At 73.5% G+C, this 15,481-nt stretch carries 17 protein-coding genes; 10 read left to right on the forward strand and 7 right to left on the reverse strand.

Annotated features, from left to right (window positions below; all coding sequences use genetic code 11):
* Positions 1–18: 18 nt before the first annotated feature.
* Complete coding sequence (locus tag ACGFZ2_RS20930; RefSeq protein ID WP_393455953.1) at positions 19–657, forward strand: TetR family transcriptional regulator; 639 nt, start codon at positions 19–21, stop codon at positions 655–657.
* 21 nt (positions 658–678) lie between these two features.
* Here ACGFZ2_RS20930 and ACGFZ2_RS20935 read toward each other — a convergent pair whose 3' ends face one another.
* Together ACGFZ2_RS20935 and ACGFZ2_RS20940 are read right to left on the reverse strand one after the other, a co-directional pair.
* Positions 679–999 (reverse strand): GYD domain-containing protein, encoded by a 321-nt coding sequence (locus ACGFZ2_RS20935; protein ID WP_393455956.1) that lies wholly within the window; start codon positions 997–999, stop codon positions 679–681.
* Positions 1,000–1,032: 33 nt separating this feature from the next.
* Positions 1,033–1,254, reverse strand: a complete 222-nt coding sequence (locus ACGFZ2_RS20940; RefSeq protein WP_393259006.1) for a hypothetical protein — start codon at positions 1,252–1,254, stop codon at positions 1,033–1,035.
* A gap of 325 nt (positions 1,255–1,579) precedes the next feature.
* Between ACGFZ2_RS20940 and ACGFZ2_RS20945 the strand changes: the two genes are divergently transcribed.
* The 3 genes from ACGFZ2_RS20945 to ACGFZ2_RS20955 are packed head-to-tail and all read left to right on the forward strand — an operon-like array spanning position 1,580 to position 2,942.
* Positions 1,580–2,266: a hypothetical protein gene (locus tag ACGFZ2_RS20945; protein WP_393455959.1), complete on the forward strand. Its 687-nt coding sequence runs from the start codon at positions 1,580–1,582 to the stop codon at positions 2,264–2,266.
* A gap of 17 nt (positions 2,267–2,283) precedes the next feature.
* Positions 2,284–2,544, forward strand: coding sequence for a hypothetical protein (locus ACGFZ2_RS20950; protein WP_091097231.1), 261 nt, complete (start codon positions 2,284–2,286; stop codon positions 2,542–2,544).
* Positions 2,541–2,942, forward strand: coding sequence for a hypothetical protein (locus tag ACGFZ2_RS20955; protein WP_393455962.1), 402 nt, complete (start codon positions 2,541–2,543; stop codon positions 2,940–2,942). Before ACGFZ2_RS20950 ends, ACGFZ2_RS20955 begins: the two co-directional genes overlap by 4 nt.
* Before the next feature lie 64 nt (positions 2,943–3,006).
* Here the strand turns inward: ACGFZ2_RS20955 and ACGFZ2_RS20960 are convergent, their stop codons facing one another.
* On the reverse strand, positions 3,007–3,735 hold the full coding sequence (locus tag ACGFZ2_RS20960) for a DUF981 domain-containing protein (protein WP_393259010.1): 729 nt from the start codon (positions 3,733–3,735) through the stop codon (positions 3,007–3,009).
* Positions 3,736–4,021: 286 nt separating this feature from the next.
* Here ACGFZ2_RS20960 and ACGFZ2_RS20965 point away from each other — a divergent pair, with 286 nt between their 5' ends.
* From ACGFZ2_RS20965 to ACGFZ2_RS20975, 3 genes are all read left to right on the forward strand, one after another.
* Positions 4,022–7,375, forward strand: coding sequence for an ATP-binding protein (locus tag ACGFZ2_RS20965; protein WP_393455965.1), 3,354 nt, complete (start codon positions 4,022–4,024; stop codon positions 7,373–7,375).
* Positions 7,376–7,467: 92 nt separating this feature from the next.
* The gene (locus ACGFZ2_RS20970) at positions 7,468–7,992 is read left to right on the forward strand and encodes a SigE family RNA polymerase sigma factor (protein ID WP_393259013.1); all 525 of its coding nucleotides are present in this window, start codon (positions 7,468–7,470) and stop codon (positions 7,990–7,992) included.
* A complete protein-coding gene (locus tag ACGFZ2_RS20975; RefSeq protein ID WP_393455968.1) occupies positions 7,989–9,302 on the forward strand; it encodes a hypothetical protein in 1,314 nt (437 codons plus the stop codon). The genes ACGFZ2_RS20970 and ACGFZ2_RS20975 overlap by 4 nt, the downstream gene beginning before the upstream one ends.
* A gap of 61 nt (positions 9,303–9,363) precedes the next feature.
* Here the strand turns inward: ACGFZ2_RS20975 and ACGFZ2_RS20980 are convergent, their stop codons facing one another.
* The 3 genes from ACGFZ2_RS20980 to ACGFZ2_RS20990 are packed head-to-tail and all read right to left on the reverse strand — an operon-like array spanning position 9,364 to position 11,802.
* Positions 9,364–10,221 (reverse strand): ABC transporter permease, encoded by an 858-nt coding sequence (locus ACGFZ2_RS20980; RefSeq protein ID WP_393259016.1) that lies wholly within the window; start codon positions 10,219–10,221, stop codon positions 9,364–9,366.
* On the reverse strand, positions 10,218–11,231 hold the full coding sequence (locus ACGFZ2_RS20985; protein WP_393259018.1) for an ATP-binding cassette domain-containing protein: 1,014 nt from the start codon (positions 11,229–11,231) through the stop codon (positions 10,218–10,220). The genes ACGFZ2_RS20980 and ACGFZ2_RS20985 overlap by 4 nt, the downstream gene beginning before the upstream one ends.
* 25 nt (positions 11,232–11,256) lie before the next feature.
* Positions 11,257–11,802, reverse strand: coding sequence for an NADPH-dependent FMN reductase (locus ACGFZ2_RS20990; RefSeq protein ID WP_393259227.1), 546 nt, complete (start codon positions 11,800–11,802; stop codon positions 11,257–11,259).
* 220 nt (positions 11,803–12,022) lie between these two features.
* Between ACGFZ2_RS20990 and ACGFZ2_RS20995 the strand changes: the two genes are divergently transcribed.
* The gene (locus ACGFZ2_RS20995; protein WP_393259019.1) at positions 12,023–12,523 is read left to right on the forward strand and encodes a GNAT family N-acetyltransferase; all 501 of its coding nucleotides are present in this window, start codon (positions 12,023–12,025) and stop codon (positions 12,521–12,523) included.
* 614 nt (positions 12,524–13,137) lie between these two features.
* A complete protein-coding gene (locus ACGFZ2_RS21000) occupies positions 13,138–13,518 on the forward strand; it encodes a hypothetical protein (RefSeq protein WP_393259021.1) in 381 nt (126 codons plus the stop codon).
* Positions 13,519–13,719: 201 nt separating this feature from the next.
* On the opposite strand, the gene ACGFZ2_RS21005 is transcribed toward ACGFZ2_RS21000, so the two are convergent.
* Positions 13,720–14,748 carry a DUF5937 family protein gene (locus tag ACGFZ2_RS21005; RefSeq protein WP_393455971.1) on the reverse strand — a complete coding sequence of 343 codons (1,029 nt, stop codon included), beginning with the start codon at positions 14,746–14,748 and terminating at the stop codon, positions 13,720–13,722.
* A 130-nt stretch (positions 14,749–14,878) separates the two neighbouring features.
* Here ACGFZ2_RS21005 and ACGFZ2_RS21010 point away from each other — a divergent pair, with 130 nt between their 5' ends.
* A complete protein-coding gene (locus tag ACGFZ2_RS21010; protein ID WP_393259024.1) occupies positions 14,879–15,406 on the forward strand; it encodes a nuclear transport factor 2 family protein in 528 nt (175 codons plus the stop codon).
* Positions 15,407–15,481 lie beyond the last annotated feature (75 nt).

The following is a 15,481-nucleotide window of genomic DNA, read 5'->3' on the forward strand; positions in this document are numbered from 1 at the left end:
ATCGCCTATCATTGGCGGGTGAGCAAACACCCGGAAGTGACCATGGCGCAGCGCAAGCGCCAGCTCGTCGCGGACGAGCTGACCGAAGCGGCGCTTCAGCTACTGGCGCTGAAGGGGTTCGACGTGGTCACCATCGACGAGATCGCGGCGACCGCCGGCGTGTCCCGGCGCACCTTCTTCCGCTACTTCGCGTCGAAGGAGGATGTCGTCGTCCAGTTCCTGACCGGGATGGGCTCCGACATCGGCGCGGAGCTGGCGGCCCGTCCCGCTGACGAGCGACCGTCCGTCGCGCTGCGGCACGCCGTCTGGGTGCCGATCGCCGCGTGCGCCGACCACCCGGACAGGGCGCTGCGCGTGGTCCAGCTGATCCTGCGTACTCCCGCGCTGCTCGCACGCTTCCTGGAACGCCAGGCGCAGTGGCGCGACGACCTGACGGCGGTGCTGGAGAGCCGCCTGGGGCTCGACCCGGGCACCGACCTGTACCCGCAGCTCGCCGCCGGCATGGCGCTGAGCGCGTTCGACACCGTGCTGCAACGCTGGAGCGACAACGACGGCACCGAAGACCCCGCCGACCTGACCGACCGGGCCTTCGCCGTCATGGCGCCGGCGCTGGACGCCGTCGAACGGCGAGCCGCCGGCGCACCCGCATCGTCATAGGAGCCGGCGGGTCCACCTCGGTCAGCGGCCCGGGGGCTGGTATTCGATTCGCTCGCGCGTCGCCTCGTCGATCTCTTCGGCGGTCAGGATCGGGGTGACACGAGTGTCCACCCCGCCGGCCGCGCGGATGTCGATGGCCAGCGCGGCGGCGGTCTTGTGGTCGGGCAGATCGCACACCACGTAGGTGTCGTCCGCCCCGAACCCGAAGTACATCGACTCCATCCGCCCGCCCGCGCCCTCGACCATCTTCCGGACGACCTCGACGCGTTTGCTGCCGCCGTCGGCGGTGAGCCCCTTGATTCCGTCGACCGTGTAGGTCGACTTCAACAGGAACTTGCCCACGCGCCATCACCTCCCCACATCCATCGCCGGGCCTCAGCGCGTGCCCTGTCGCTGGATCCGCTCGGCGCCCTCGACCTTGGCCCGGCCCTGATCGCGTTCCGTGCCGGCCGATCCGCTGGCGGTGCGCAGGTGGCGGGCCTTCGGCGAGTGCTCGGTGGACGAGCCCTGGTGGCCGCGCGCGCCGCTGCCGGGATGTTGCCGGCCGCGCGCCGACTCGCCGCCGGGATCATGCTTGTTGTCCTTGTGACTACCCATGCGCCGCGCGTACCCGGTCCACCGGTGGCTAGTCCTTGCCACGCTGTCGGCTGGCGACGGGGCGGCGGGCGGTCGGGGTGGCGCGGCGGGGGCGCGGGGCGTTCGGCGGCGGGGTCGGTGGTCCCACCGACGGGGCAGCTCGACAGGGAGCGAGAAGCGGGCATCCGACTCGGTCCGGACACAAAGCCGACCGGCAGCACAAGACCCGTATCCACGCCGCCGTCGATCACCGGAATTCATGTCGGCCTACCGATAGAGCGGCGATTCATCTGATCAATGTCGGTCGATAGCGTGACGGGCAAAGGCCGTCCATGAAAGGCGGGCCATGACACATCCCATCACCTCACCGTCCCGGCGGCGGATCCTGCTCGGCGCCGCCGCGGCCTCGGCGGTCACCGTCATCGGGGCGAGCGCCGCGCACGCCGCACCACCCGCCGGGGGCGCATCCCCGGCGCGACCCACCCAACCCCTCGTGGCCCGGGACCGGGTCGCCACGGCACGGCTGGCCGGCGGGCCGGCCCGCTTCCAGGCCGACTTCCACGAACGCCTCGACGCCTGGCTGGCCTTCTGGTCGGCCAATTCGCCCCGGAGCTGGAGCACGCCGGTGGAGGTCGAGGGCACGGTGAGCGCGGACGGCGACGCGTTCACGCTGTGCACGATCCGGATCAGCCGCGACGACGAGACGCGGGACGCCTTCGCCGCCCGGCGGGTGGACGCCGCCCACCTGGCCACCCTCGCCAGCCTGCACCACCACTTCCCGTCGGTCCGCGTCGAGGCCGGCGGCGCGTTACGGGTGACCGACGGCCCCGCCGGCTGGACCGGCTCGGCCGAGCAGGTCGCGTTCGCCGTCACCGCCTGCCGGGAGCTGTGGGGGCTGCGCGCCGCCGACGCGACCAGCTGGCGGGCACACGCGAGCCGGGCCGGGCTCGCGGCCGACCCCGCCTCCCGCTCCGGCTGGGCGGCATTCACCAGGGCGAGTCTGCGGCACGGGCTGCGGACCGAATCGTACTGATCTGTGGAGGTAAGGACATGGCACGAAGCGAATTCCGGTTCGTCGTCGACGGCGTCGAGCTGACCACCGAACAGCAGAGCCTCATCGCTGGCGAGATCCAGAAGGCGGGCCTCAACGCGCTGTCCGTGGCCGGCAGCAAGCTGACCAACCCGCTCGCCGTCGGGCACGCCAACATCAAGCTCCGGCCCGAGTGGTACGGGCTGTGGCTGATCGACGGCCCGTTCGCCGAGGAGCTCGGCCAGAAGATCAACGACCTCGGCTTCTGGATGCAGAGGTGACGGACCCCGTCCACCGGCCGGACCCGCCGGAGCGGATGTGCCCGAGCACTCCCGCGGCCAACGCCACGGTGTTCCTCGGCATGATCACTCCGGCGGGCCGGGTCGCCTACGTCACGCCGCCGCTCCCGGCCGAGGTCGCCCTCGCCCAGGCCGACGCGGACACGCCGGTCGAGTCCCGCTACCGGCTCGCCGGCCCATGCGTCACCGCGAAGTGCGGCTTCTGGACCGGCGAGCACTGCGGTCTCGGCGAACGGGTCGCCGCCTCGTACAGCGACACCGCCGGCCCGGCCGAGGCCGACCTGCCGCGCTGCGCGATCCGACGGACCTGCCGGTGGTACGCCGAGCAGGGCCGCGCGGCCTGCGCAGCCTGCTCCCACGTGGTCACCGACGCCCGCTGACCGCCGCCGTGGGCGACGTCGCCGCCGGGGTCGTCGTCCGCCGCGTCGTGATGACGGTGTGGTCTCACATCGTGTTGACGATCAGCCCGATGTGGGTGAAGTAGTTCAACGCCCCGAAGAGAGTGAAGATGGCGCCGGCGATCGCCCACACCACGCCGATGATGCCCAGCAGCACGCGGTTCAGCTTCAGCAGGGCGAACGGGGCGAGAACCGAGCCGATCCCCACCAGGACGTACAGGCCGGAGATGAAGGCGGCCTCGACCTCCGGGTACTCCGCGAACTCCCCGGAGATCGGCTCCTGCGGCGGCGCCGCGAAGAGCGTGTACGTCCAGCCGGCTGCCGCGATGCCGAAACAGGCCAGGCCGAGCGCGAACACGAAGATCGAGATCGGCCACAGCAGTCGCCGCGCCTGCTCCGTCCGGATGCCGCCGTTCTCCAGCGACGCCTCGGCGAAGATCTCACCCCGCCGCCACAGGATGATTGCCGCGCCGAGCATCAGCACCCCGAAGCCCAGGGACGGCTCGCCGAAGATGATGTTGTCGAAGGCGAAACCCCCGGGTGCCAGCGGCCAGGTCAGCGTCATGTGCAGGCCCGTGACGGTGAGGATCGTACCCAGGATCGCGAAGGCGATCGCCCACCCTTCGGTGGCGAGCGGTCTGTCCTTCATCATCTGCCAACCGAGGGCCACGACCAGCAGCAGGCCGACGCCCGCGGCGAGCGCCATGATCGTGTTGTAGGTGGGCATCTGCGCCCAGTCGATCTTCAAGTCCTCCTGGGCGAATGTCTCGAACATGGCGTCTCCCTCCGTTCGCCGCTCTCGACGCAGGTCGGCACGACCGCACGACAAAGCGGGCGGCACGGCGAGTTCCCTCCATCACGCGGCGGAAACGCCACGCCGGACCCGCCGGAGGGCCTGCCGCTGGTACGCCGAGCGGGGTCGGGTGGCCTGCGCCGGCTGCTCCCACGTGGTACCGACGCCCGCTGACCGGGCGCGGGCCGACGAAGCCCGCCGCCAGACGATCCGCTTGCCGGGTCGGTGGCGGCGGGATGTCCGACGGTTCCGCTACGGTCGGGGCGTCATGGAGCCGCGGTTCGGCGAGGTCGTCATCGGGCGGGAGCACCCCGCGGGCCTGCTGCGCGCCGAGGTCGACCGGGCGGCCGCCAGCCACGGCGGCCTCGTCCTGGTCGCCGGCGAGCCCGGCATCGGCAAGACGACCCTGGTCACCGCCGCCGCGAGGGAGGCCCGCCAGCACGGCGCCCTGGTGGTCGGTGCCGCCTGCTGGGATTCCGACAGCGCGCCCGGCTACTGGCCGTGGGTGCAGGTGCTGCGCGGGCTGCGCCGCTCGCCCGACGACTGGGCGGTGGCGCGGGAGGCCGCCGAGCCGGGCCTGGCCGCCCTGCTCGGCGAGACGACCGGCGCGGCGGCCGACCGGGCCATCCGCGAGACGATCCGCGAGGCGATCGGCGGGCCGGCCGACGGCAGCGGGGACGACCAGGGCGACCGGGAGGAGTTCGACCTCTACGACGCGGTGACCACCGCGCTGGTCGCGGTCTCCCAGCGCCGGCCGGTCGTGGTCGTCCTCGACGACCTGCACTGGGCCGACCCGGCCTCGATGCGGCTGCTCCAGTTCGCCGCCCAGCACACCTGGTTCGAACGGCTGCTGCTGGTCGGCACCTACCGTGACGCCGAGGTGGAGGCCGCCGACCACCCGCTGCGCCCGCTGCTGATGCCGCTGGTGGCGAAGGCGACCAGCATCACCCTCACCGGCCTGTCCCGCGACGAGGTGGGCGCGCTGATGGCCCGCACGGCCGGCCGCGAGCCGGATGCCGACCTCGTCGACGAGGTGTACCGGCGCACCGGCGGCAACCCGTTCTTCGTGGAGCAGACCGCCCGGCTGTGGCGCGCCGACGGCCAGGTGAGCACGATCGCGCCCGGCGTACGGGAGGCGGTGCGGCGCCGGCTCGCCCAACTGCCCGCGCCGGTGGCCGACCTGCTCACCGTCGCCGCCGTGCTGGGCCGCGAGTTCCACCGCCAGGTCCTCGCCGCCACCGCCGGCGCCCCGGCGGCGCAGGTCGACCGCCTCCTCGACCGCGCGGTGACCGCCCGGCTCGTGCTGGCCCGCAACGGCGGTCGCTTCGCCTTCGCCCACGACCTGGTCCGGGAGACCCTCTACGACGGGCTCACCGAGGACGACCGGCGGGCCCGGCACGCCGCCGTCGTGCGGGCCGTCGACGGGTCGGCGGCGCTCGCCGAGCGGCTGATCCCGGCCGACCTGGCACGCCACGCCCACCTCGCCGGCGACGCGCTCGAACCGGCCCGCGCGACCGAGCTGCTGGTGGCCGCCGCCCGGGACGCGAGCGGCCGGCTGGCCGTGGACGAGTCGATCGTCCACTTCCGCCGGGCGCTGGAGGTCGCCGACGACCCGACCCGGCGGGTGAAGATCATGGTCGAGCTGGGCCAGCTGCTGCACCACTGCGGCGACAGCGTCGAGGCCCGACACCTCGTCGCCGAGGCCGCCACGCTGGCGCTGACGGTCGACGACCCGGTGGTGCTGGCCCGCGTCGCCCTCACCGTCCACCGCCACCGCCACCAGTCCGGTTCCGCGCCCACCGTCGACGCGGACGGTCTGCTGCGGGAGGCGTACCGGCGGCTGATCGGCGAGCCGGCGGCCACCCTCGCGGCCGGCACACTCGTCACCGACCTGATCACCGCCACCGAGTCGCTCGCCCGGCGCGGCCGGGACGACGAGGCACTCACCTTCAGCCTGTGGGCCCGGCACGACACCACCTGGGGCCTCGGCACGGCCGCCGACCGGGCCGCGATCACCGCCGAGATCCGCGAGGTGGCACGCCGGACCGGCGACCGGGAGACCCAGCTCTGGGCGACCTCGCTGCGCTGGGTGGCGCTGCTGGAACTCGGCGATCCGCGATACCACGACGAACTCACCACGTTCGTCACCGGAGCCCGCGAGGGCGACGCCCGGCACCGGATCGGCGCGACCATCGACGACGGCATCATCGCCGGGTTCCGGGGCGACTTCACCCGCGCCGGCGAGTTGCTCGCCGAGCTGGACGAGCTGTCCGAGTGGGACCACTCCGAGTCCGCCTTCATGGGCCACCACGTGCGCTGGTCGTGGCTGCTGCTCCAGGGCCGGCACGACGAGGCCGACGCCCTGCTCGACGGGCTGGACCCCGGCGACCACCCCTACCTACAGGTCGTTCGGGCCATCACCGCGGCCGAGCGCGGCGACGGCGCGACGGCGCTGCGGCTGACCGCCGGGATCGAGGCCGACGGCACGACGTACAGCCGGATGGTGGCGCCGCTGTGGCTGCGGCTGCGCGCCCAGGTCGCCGCCGCCACCCGCGACCCCGGGCGCTGCGCCGAGGCCCGGGAGGCGCTGCGGCCGCACCGTGGGCAGTGGATGACGGCGTTGTTCGGCTGCGACGTCAGCGGCCCGGTCGACCACTGGCTCGCCGCCGTCGACGCGGCGGAACAACGCTGGGACGACGCGGTGGCCGGGCTCGCCGCGGCCCGCGACGCCGCCGACCGGATGGGGGCCCGGCCCTGGTCGGTGCTGGCCCGCGCCGCGCTGGCGGACGCGCTGACCGGGCGCGACCGCCCCGGCGACGCGGCCGCCGCCACCGCGCTGCGCGCCGCCGCCGCCCGGGACGCCGCCGCGCTCGGCATGCACCAGGTGGCCGCCCGGTCGGCCAGTGCGCTCGGGCCGGTGGACCTCCCGGCGGCACGGCAGCACCCGGCCGTCGCGGATGGACGGCAGCACCGGGTCGGCGCGCCCGTGCCGGCTGTCGCGTCCGTGCCGGCGGTCCCCGGGCCGCAGGGGCGGGCTCCGTCCGCCGGGCCCGTCGTCGGGCAGCCGCCGGTCGAGGCGTACGAATTCCGCCGCGACGGCCCGGTCTGGCAGCTCGCCTACGCCGGCACGGTCGTGCACCTGCCCGACGCCAAGGGCCTGCACGACCTGCACCTGCTGCTGGCCCGGCCCGGTGTCGACGTGCCGGCGGTCGAGCTGCTCGACCCGGCCGCCGGGCCGGAGCTCGTCGCCGCCCGCCGGATGGGCGGCGACCCGGTCCTCGACGACGAGGCGAAGGCCCGTTACCGGCGCCATCTGGAGCGGCTGGACGCCGAGATCGACCGCGCCGCCGGGCGCGACGACGAGGCGAAGGTGGCCGCCCTCGACGCCGAGCGGGCGGCCCTGCTCGCCGAGCTGCGCGCCGCCGCCGGGCTGGCGGGCCGCAGCCGCCGCCTCGGCGACGAGGCGGAACGCGCCCGCAAGACGGTGACCGCCCGCATTCGCGACGTGCTGCGCAAGCTCGACGACCGGCACCCGGCGCTCGCCGCCCACCTGCGCGACACCGTCTCCACCGGCGGCACCTGCCGCTACCTCCCGCCCGAGCCGCCCCCCTGGCGGCTCTAGCCCTCGGGCACCCGTCGATCGTCGACATCAGAAGCCGGTAAACCGCGCGGCCTTCCGCGGTGTCTTGGTGACTGAGAGACCAGGAGGGCCAGATGCGAGATCCGCATGGCACGGAGTTCGACGACTTCGTCCGTACCCGGTCGGTGGCGCTGTTGCGGGTGGCATACCTGCTGACCGGCGACCGGCACGCGGCGGAGGACCTGCTCCAGGAGGTGCTGGAGCAGATGTACGTGCGTTGGCGCCGGGTGTGTGCCTTCCCGGAGGCGTACGCCCGGCGGGCCCTGGTCAACCGGTCGATCAACCGGTGGCGGCGGCGGGGCCGGCGGCCGGAGCAGGCACTGGGTGACAACGACGGGGTCGCCCGGGACCACGCCGACGACATCGCGCTCCGTCAGGCGGTCGTCGCGGCGCTGCGTACCCTGCCGCCCCGGCAGCGCGCCGCCGTGGTGCTCCGCTACCTGGAGGACCTGTCGGTCGCCGACGTCGCCGCGACGCTGCGCTGCTCCGAGGGCGCGGTGAAGAGCCACGCCTCCCGGGGCCTGGCCCGCCTCCGGGAGGCGCTGGCCGGATCGAGTCTCGTCCTGTCCGTCCCGACCGACACCAGGGGTGCGCGATGACCATCGAAGAGAGCGAGGTGCAGGGCGTCCTGCGCCGGGTGACCGACGACCTCGTCGCCCCGCCGACCCTGCTCGACGACGTGCGACGGGGTGGGCGTCGCCGACTGCTGCGACGTCGGGCCGTCCTGGCCGCGGTGTGCGCGGCCGTGGTGGCGGTACCCGTCGGCGGTGCGATCCACCTCGCCGACGACAGGGCCGGCAAGGTTGCGGTCGAGGTCGCCTCGCCGCTGTTCGACGGACCCACCCGCGGCGATCTGGCCGGCGACGAGGAGTACCTGCGGCAGGTCCGGGAGGCGTGGCGGCAGCGTACGAGCGACAAGGAGTTCGACGCCGGGAGCGAGCCGCACGTGGTCTGGGCGGGTGACACCCCGGCCGGGCCCGCCGCCTACGTCGCGCAGCGGGCCACCGTCACCCGGATGGTGTCCGAGCCGGGCAACGACCGCCTGATCGGCTATGCCGCGTTCGTCGAGCCCACCGCCAGCGGCCCGCGGGTCATGGCGTTGGGCGGCATGAACGACAGCACGGCCGGCAATTCGGCGGCCGTGCTGCTCGGGCCGCGGCGTGACGTGCTGGTCGTGCTCGACGCCGGGTACCCGGTGGAGTTCTCACCGACGTTCCGGTACGCCCCGGACGGCCGCGTCGAGCGCACCTTCCAGCGGGTGGCGTTCCGGGACGGGGCCGCCGTGCTGTCGGTGCCGTCGCAGCGCGACAGGGTGACCTTCGCCCTGGTCGGGGTGCCGTTCAGCACGGCGACCGCCGTCGAGGTCACTAACATTGACGAGATCCTCTTCCCCGACAAGGAAAAGGACAGCCCACAGCCGAGGTGGGTCACCCACACGTTGCCCGGGGCGGAACAGGTGTGGGGCGGCGACCCCGCCGCGATCGCCAAGGCCTTCCAGCGGCGGGAGGCGCTCGCCGCCTATGAGGATCGCGGCGGCGCCCACCGCTCTGGTGATGCTCCGCTGCTGGTCGTCCACGGTGCGACCCCCGACGGTCGGCGGTTGCTGCTCCAGACCATCCAGTTCGACGACGATCCTGCCCGCGCGATCGCCCTGCTCGCCCGCGGCGACGCGCCGTTCGAGCCGGCGGCCAGCGGGTTCATCGACTGGAAGGCGCCGCTGCCGGTGCGGCTGCGGCTGCCGGACGGGCAGGGCGTCCTCGTCGTCGCCGAGGGCGCGGCGCTGAGCTACCGGGTCGGCGCCGGGCGGTGGCAGGACGCCGGGCGTGGCGCGGCGCTGCTACCCGCCGACGCCACCCAGGTACGCGTCGCCACCGCCGGCGGCACGGCCACCGTCCGGATCGACTCCTAGGCGGCCACCGGATCGACGACGGGCACCCCCACCTCCGTGGCGGTGCCCGTCGTCGGCCGGGTCAGCGGCGGTTGTAGCGGTACATGGTGAGGGTGCCGAAGACCACCACGAACCCGGCGCTCCACACCAACGTCCACATCGTGCTCGACGCGTCCGACGCCCCCGACATCGTCGCCCGCACCGAGGCCACGAGCTGGGTGACCGGGTTGACCTTCACGAACGCCTGCAACCAGCCGGGCATGGTGGCCGGCTCGACGAAGACGTTGCTCAGGAAGGTCAGCGGGAACAGCACCATCATGCTGACCCCCATCACCGACTTCTCGCTGCGCAGCACCAGGCCGAAGAACGTCCAGACCCAGGAGAACGCGAACGAGAAGACCACCAGCAGGCCGATGCCGCCCAGCACGCCGAGCAGCCCGCCGTCGGGGCGGAAGCCCAGCACCAGGCCGACGCCGAGGATGACCACGGCGGCCAGCACGTACCGCAGCACGTCGCCGAAGATCATGCCGACCAGCGCGGCGGGCCGCCACACCGGCAGCGTCCGGAACCGGTCGAAGACGCCCTTCTCGATGTCGGTGTTCAGGCCCACCCCGGTGTACATGGTGATCATCACGACGCTGGTCACCATGATGCCGGGCAGGAAGAACTGCAGGTAGTCCCGTGGGCTGTCGGCGAGGGCGCCGCCGAACAGGTACGTGAACATCAGCACCATGATGATCGGGAACGCCGTCACGTCGAACAGCTGCTCCGGCACGTGCTTGATCTTCAACATGGCCCGCCAGCCGAACGTCAGCGACGCCGACAGCGGGCTCGGGCGGGACGGCCGGGCGCCGGGCGCGAGAACGGTCGCCAGCGCCTCCGCCGACGGTACGTAGACCGACGGGGCCGGCCCGGCCGTGGTGGTGGCGTTGCTGCTCATCGGGCTGCCTCCAGCTGCTCGTCCCGCTCGTCGGCGCCGACCGCGGCGTGGTCGGTCAGGGCCAGGAAGACCTCGTCCAGGCTCGGCTGGCCGAGGGAGAAGTTGTCGACGACGATGCCGGCGCGGGCCAGGTCGCCGAGGACCCGGGCGGCCTGCTCGCTGGCGTCGAGGTCGCCGCCCTCGCCGCCGACCCGGGCGGTCAGCGCCACCGGGTCGGGCTCGAGCTGCACCGGCACGCCGAGCACCGCGTGCAGCAGCCGCTCCGCCTCGGGCCGCTGGTGCGCGTCACGCAGTCGCAGGTGGACGGTGCCGGAACCGACCGAGGACTTCAGCTCGCCCGGGGTGCCCTCCGCGATCACCCGGCCGTGGTCCACCACCGCGATCCGGCCGGCCAACTGGTCGGCCTCGTCCAGGTACTGCGTGGTCAGCAGGACCGTGGTGCCGTGCGCCACCACGGCCCGGACGATCTCCCACACCTGGTTGCGGCTGCGCGGGTCCAGCCCCGTCGTCGGCTCGTCGAGGAACAGCAGGTCCGGGGTGTTGAGGATGCTCGCGGCGATGTCGATGCGCCGCCGCATGCCGCCGGAGTACTTCTTGACCTGCCGGTCGGCCGCCTCGGTCAGCCCGAACGCGGCGAGCAGCCCGTCCGCCCGCTGCCGCGCGGCCGGCTTGCCGTGCCCGAGCAGCCGACCGAGCAGGATCAGGTTCTCCAACCCGGTCAGGTCCTCGTCCACCGAGGCGTACTGGCCGGTGAGGCTGACCCGGGCCCGGACGGCGTCGGCCTCGTGGACGACGTCGTGGCCGAACACCCGCGCCCGCCCACCGTCTGGGCGCAGCAGCGTGGCCAGCACCCGTACCGCCGTGGTCTTGCCGGCGCCGTTCGGGCCGAGCACCCCGTAGACGGTGCCGGCGGGCACCGCGAGGTCCAGGCCGTCCAGCGCCCGGGTGTCCCCGAACGAGCGGGTCAGCCCCTCGGCCTCGACGGCCAGCCCGGTGCTGCGTCTATTCATGATCCCTACCTTCCTTCGCGAACTGTCAGGAGACGTACGGGCGAGCGGCGCGGCCGTCGCGCAGGGCCAGGCCCCACCAGCAGAGCTGGTCGAGCAGTACGCGGGCGGCCCGGCGTAGCTGGTCGGTGGCCAGCGGGGTCGGTTCGCCGCAGAGCAGGTCCACGCCGACGACGTCGCGCATCGTGACGGCGTGCAGGGCGGTGAAGACCGTCCGGAGCTGGTCGACGGCGTGCAGGCCGACGGAACCGCAGCCGTACGACACGAAACCGACCGGCTTCGCCTGCCACTCGTCGTACGCGTAGTCGATCGCCTGTTTCAACGAGGCGGGGAAGCTGTGGTTGTACTCCGGGGTGACCACGACGAACGCCTCCGCCCGGCCGACCTGCTCGGCGAACGCGCGCATCGCCGGGGTCGGCTCCGCCGGGTAGCCGGCGGGGAAGTCGTAGTGGGCGAGGTCGACCACGGTGACCGCCAGTCCGTCGTGCGCCTCCGCCCGGTCGACGAACCAGCGGGCGATCCGGTCGCCCACCCGCCCCTCCCGGGTGCTGCCGATGATCACGGCGAGTCGCATCGGCTCCACGGTTCCTCCTCCCGGCCGTTCCGGTCCCACCCGTCAGGCGCGAGACGGTGGCCGGCGGTCCGCGAGATCAGATCTAGCGGCCCCGCGACGCCGCCAGGTCCGGTGCACGGGTGGCGGCGGGCCTGCCGGCCCGACCCACTCGGGGCCGGGTGGGACCGCTGATCGTCGGTGGTGGCTGCTTGACTGCACCGGCGGAGAAGAGGGGGACGCGATGACCGACGTGCGCATCGAGCCGTGGAGCGAGGGCGACCTCGACCTGTTGCGGCAGCTCAACGCGCCGGAGATACGGGCGCACACCGGCGGCCCGGAGACCGACGAGCAGGTGCTCGCCCGGCACGGGCGCTACGTGCGCTTCGGCGACACCGGTCAGGGCTGCATGTATGCGGTGGTGCTGCCCGACGGGGCCAGGGTGGGCAGCGTCGGCTACTGGGAGCGGGAGTGGCGCGACCAGCGGGTCTATGAGCTGGGCTGGGCGATCCTGCCGGGGCACCAGGGCCGGGGGCTCGCGACGGCGGCGGTGCGCGCGGCGGCGGCGGTGGCCCGTGCCCGGAGGACGCACCGCTTCGCGCACGCGTACCCGTCTGTCGACAACGCCCCGTCCAACGCGGTCTGCCGCAAGGCGGGTTTCACGCTGCTCGGCGAGACCGAGTTCGAGTTCCCGCCCGGGCACCTGATGCGCTCCAACGACTGGCGCCTCGACCTGAGCGCGTAGTCGGGGCGTTGGTAAGAACCGCTCCATGAGTAACGCCGGCGTGTTCAGTTTGCTGAACGCGCATCGAGCGGGCAGGGTGGCGACCCGTGAAGGCGCGCCACTGCGCGCCCGGCTGGGTCGCCTCCAACTCGGCACGCCACCCCGCCGACCGCACCGCGGCGGCCAACCCCAACTTCAGCAGATGGTGCTCCACCGTCTCCCGCGTCACCAGACAGTCCGGACCGCGCTGCGGGTCATGCGCGAAGAACCGCAGACCACCCGCAGACACCTTGGCGTGCACAGGGTGCTCGCACCGTTGGCAGCACAGAACGACACGCGGCCGCGGCCGGCCGTCGGTCAGGGTGGGACCCGGCTGCCGGGCGCGTGGCCGCCGTGCCGGCCGGTGAGCAGGGCGTCCAGGTGGTTCTTCGCGGCCAGCCAGAGCACGCCGGTGGCCTCCTCGGGCCCGCTCCGACAGGACGACAGCGCGGAGACCGGCGATACAGAGCTCCGTGAACCCCACCACCGGATGCATCCGTGTCTCCATCGACACACATGTTTCGCGCGTGTCAGGCGCAACCGATCCACGGCAACGTCCCACTACAAGCTCCCACTACGACATCCTAGGAGCCCAGATGACAGCATTGACACGCATGCGCAAGGCGTGGCGACCGGTCCTGGTCGGCGCCCTGGTCCTGGCAGGGTTGGCCACAACCTCGACTACGGCAGTGGCAGCGAGCACCAACCGGACCGGACTCTGCAACAAGGCAAGCTACTGGTCGTACCTGCAGTTCCCCTCTCGTGGCGGATTTTCCAGTTACCTGGTAGCGCCGGGCAAATGTTGGAGCATGGCGCTTCGCAGCGGCAGCACTGAGCCTGTCCACGTGTATGCCTACCGGACCAGCGACGGCGCGACGTTCTGGATCGACTGGAAGATGATCAAGACGGGCGAGCACAACGTGTTCCGGACCTACGGCGAGATCCCCACGCGCAAGGTCAAGTTTTCACACCGTTGACGGCCGTGGAAGCCCGGCGCGCCCAGCTGGCGCGCCGGGCACGGCGATTGCGTAGTCGGACGCTGAGGCTCTAAGCGTCCGACAGCTAGTTGGACGGCTCGCGCCGTCTCATTCGTCGTCTCATCCAGGGACGTTCAGGGGCGTCCGCCACCGTTCGACGGTCGTTCATCGCCGCAGCTCAACCGGGCAGCGGCTCGTCGTCTACGTCCCCGAGCCCGGCTCGCCCACGCAGGCGGTCTTCCGCCGGCTCGCCGAGCGTGTCGGTTCCGGCTGGCAGCCCACCAGCTCCTCCCCGCCAGCCGAGCGCCGGTAGAGCACGCTGTGCCGGTCCCGGCTCCGGAGCACCAGACCGGACCGCAGCAGCACCCCCAGGTGGTAGGAGACGGTGGCCGGGGCCAGCCGGTGCCGCTCGCTGAGCTGCCGGGTGGAGCGGGGCACGTCCAGGTCCGCCAGGATCGCGGCCCGGCTCGCGCCGACCAGCTCACCGAGCCCGCCCCGGCGCTGGTCGGCCCGCCTGGCGCCGAGCGGGTAGACCAGCACCGCGTTGCCGGCGTCGCAGAGCTGCGTCGAGATGTGCGGCCAGGCCAGCACCGACGGCGCGAGCACCAGCTCCGCCTCGGCGAGCGCCGTGGTGATCCGGTACGAGCTGTCGATGGTCAGTGCCCGGCCGGTCCAGGCCACCCTCGGGTGCAGGCTGTTCAGCACGCTGCCCACCCCGGTGGTCGCCATCGTGGTGGCCTGCAGGGCCAACTCCGCCTCCAGCGTGGCCCGCAGCGCCGGCCACTGGTCGGCCAGCGCGGCCCGCCAGAAGTGTCGGAGCCCGTCGGCGACCCGCCGGGCCAGGGTGCCGTCCTCGACCGCCGCGCGGACGCACACCGGCAGCCGGCCGGCCGGGAACCGTTCGTGCACCTGCACGGCCACCTCGTCGGCTGACGTCGCCTCGGCCGCCGCCAACTGCTCGTCGAACACGGCGTCGGGCGGGCTCAGCGGCGGCTTCGGGGTGAGCAGGTCCGGTGTGTAGCCGCCCCGGCCGGGCGGCGTGACCAGCTGTGCGACCAGGGCCACGTCGGGGTGCCGGAGCGTGGCCCGCGCGGCGGGGCCGGGGTCGCCGTGCACCGGGTGCCCGAACGGCGACAGCGCGGCCTGCAGCCAGGACGTCACCTCCGCCGCCGGCGAGGTCGCCAGGCGGAGCTGGGCGAGAGTCGGGCAGTCCAGATGCGCGACCAGCACGGGGGGATCCTACCGGCGGCGTGGTCGGTGCGGTGTCGAGCATTCGACCGGGCTCGAATCAGTGGCCGGGTGCGCCGTGAGCGGGGTTTGCTGCCACCCGACCGACCCACTCTTCGCCGAGGAGCATGCGATGCGCCCACCCGCCCCCGTCCGTACCGCCGGCCGGCTCGGCCGCACGCTCGCCCTGGTCGGGCTCGCCGCCGGCCTGCTCGCCGCGGCCCCCGCGGCCGTGTCGGCCGCCCCCGACGCCGCGACGGCCGGAAGCGGCGACGCCACCGCCCACGGCTGCGAGCGCGCCTTCGACCGCGCCGTCCAGGCGTACGTGGACACCACCGCGCGGCGCGACCTGGACGGCTTCGCGGCCCTGCTGCACCCCGATGTCACCTCGGTCTTCGCCTCCGACGGGGAAATCCTCGACGGCAAGCAGGCCACCGTGGACTGGCTGCGCGGTTTCTTCGCCGACGACTCCTGGACCCAGTCGTTCAGCGTGGCGAAGCGGACCGTGGTGGGCTGTCGCACCGGGTTCGTGCTGTTCGACTCCGTCTACGCGGTGCCCGCGACCGGCACCCGGGTGTCGCTGCTGATCGGGGTCAGCTTCGCCTACGAGCACGGCCGGTGGCTGGTGGTGCAGAACCAGGACTCGGTGGGCCGGATCTGACCCGGGGGGCGATCGGGGGGAGGGGCGGGCGCGGTCACTGCCGCGCCCGCCACGAAGTTGCCCCGGACCAGCAGC

The sequence above is a fragment of the Micromonospora sp. NPDC048063 genome (assembly GCF_043202855.1).
GTDB lineage: Bacteria > Actinomycetota > Actinomycetes > Mycobacteriales > Micromonosporaceae > Micromonospora.

Coding starts and splice junctions, on each gene's coding strand:
- ACGFZ2_RS21000 (WP_393259021.1), top strand. CDS start 13,138: ATGACAGCATTGACACGCATGCGCAAGGCGTGGCGACCGGTCCTGGTC.
- ACGFZ2_RS20965 (WP_393455965.1), top strand. CDS start 4,022: ATGGAGCCGCGGTTCGGCGAGGTCGTCATCGGGCGGGAGCACCCCGCG.
- ACGFZ2_RS20990 (WP_393259227.1), bottom strand. CDS start 11,802: ATGCGACTCGCCGTGATCATCGGCAGCACCCGGGAGGGGCGGGTGGGC.
- ACGFZ2_RS20970 (WP_393259013.1), top strand. CDS start 7,468: ATGCGAGATCCGCATGGCACGGAGTTCGACGACTTCGTCCGTACCCGG.
- ACGFZ2_RS20980 (WP_393259016.1), bottom strand. CDS start 10,221: ATGAGCAGCAACGCCACCACCACGGCCGGGCCGGCCCCGTCGGTCTAC.
- ACGFZ2_RS20995 (WP_393259019.1), top strand. CDS start 12,023: ATGACCGACGTGCGCATCGAGCCGTGGAGCGAGGGCGACCTCGACCTG.
- ACGFZ2_RS20950 (WP_091097231.1), top strand. CDS start 2,284: ATGGCACGAAGCGAATTCCGGTTCGTCGTCGACGGCGTCGAGCTGACC.
- ACGFZ2_RS20945 (WP_393455959.1), top strand. CDS start 1,580: ATGACACATCCCATCACCTCACCGTCCCGGCGGCGGATCCTGCTCGGC.
- ACGFZ2_RS20960 (WP_393259010.1), bottom strand. CDS start 3,735: ATGTTCGAGACATTCGCCCAGGAGGACTTGAAGATCGACTGGGCGCAG.
- ACGFZ2_RS21010 (WP_393259024.1), top strand. CDS start 14,879: ATGCGCCCACCCGCCCCCGTCCGTACCGCCGGCCGGCTCGGCCGCACG.
- ACGFZ2_RS20940 (WP_393259006.1), bottom strand. CDS start 1,254: ATGGGTAGTCACAAGGACAACAAGCATGATCCCGGCGGCGAGTCGGCG.
- ACGFZ2_RS20975 (WP_393455968.1), top strand. CDS start 7,989: ATGACCATCGAAGAGAGCGAGGTGCAGGGCGTCCTGCGCCGGGTGACC.
- ACGFZ2_RS20985 (WP_393259018.1), bottom strand. CDS start 11,231: ATGAATAGACGCAGCACCGGGCTGGCCGTCGAGGCCGAGGGGCTGACC.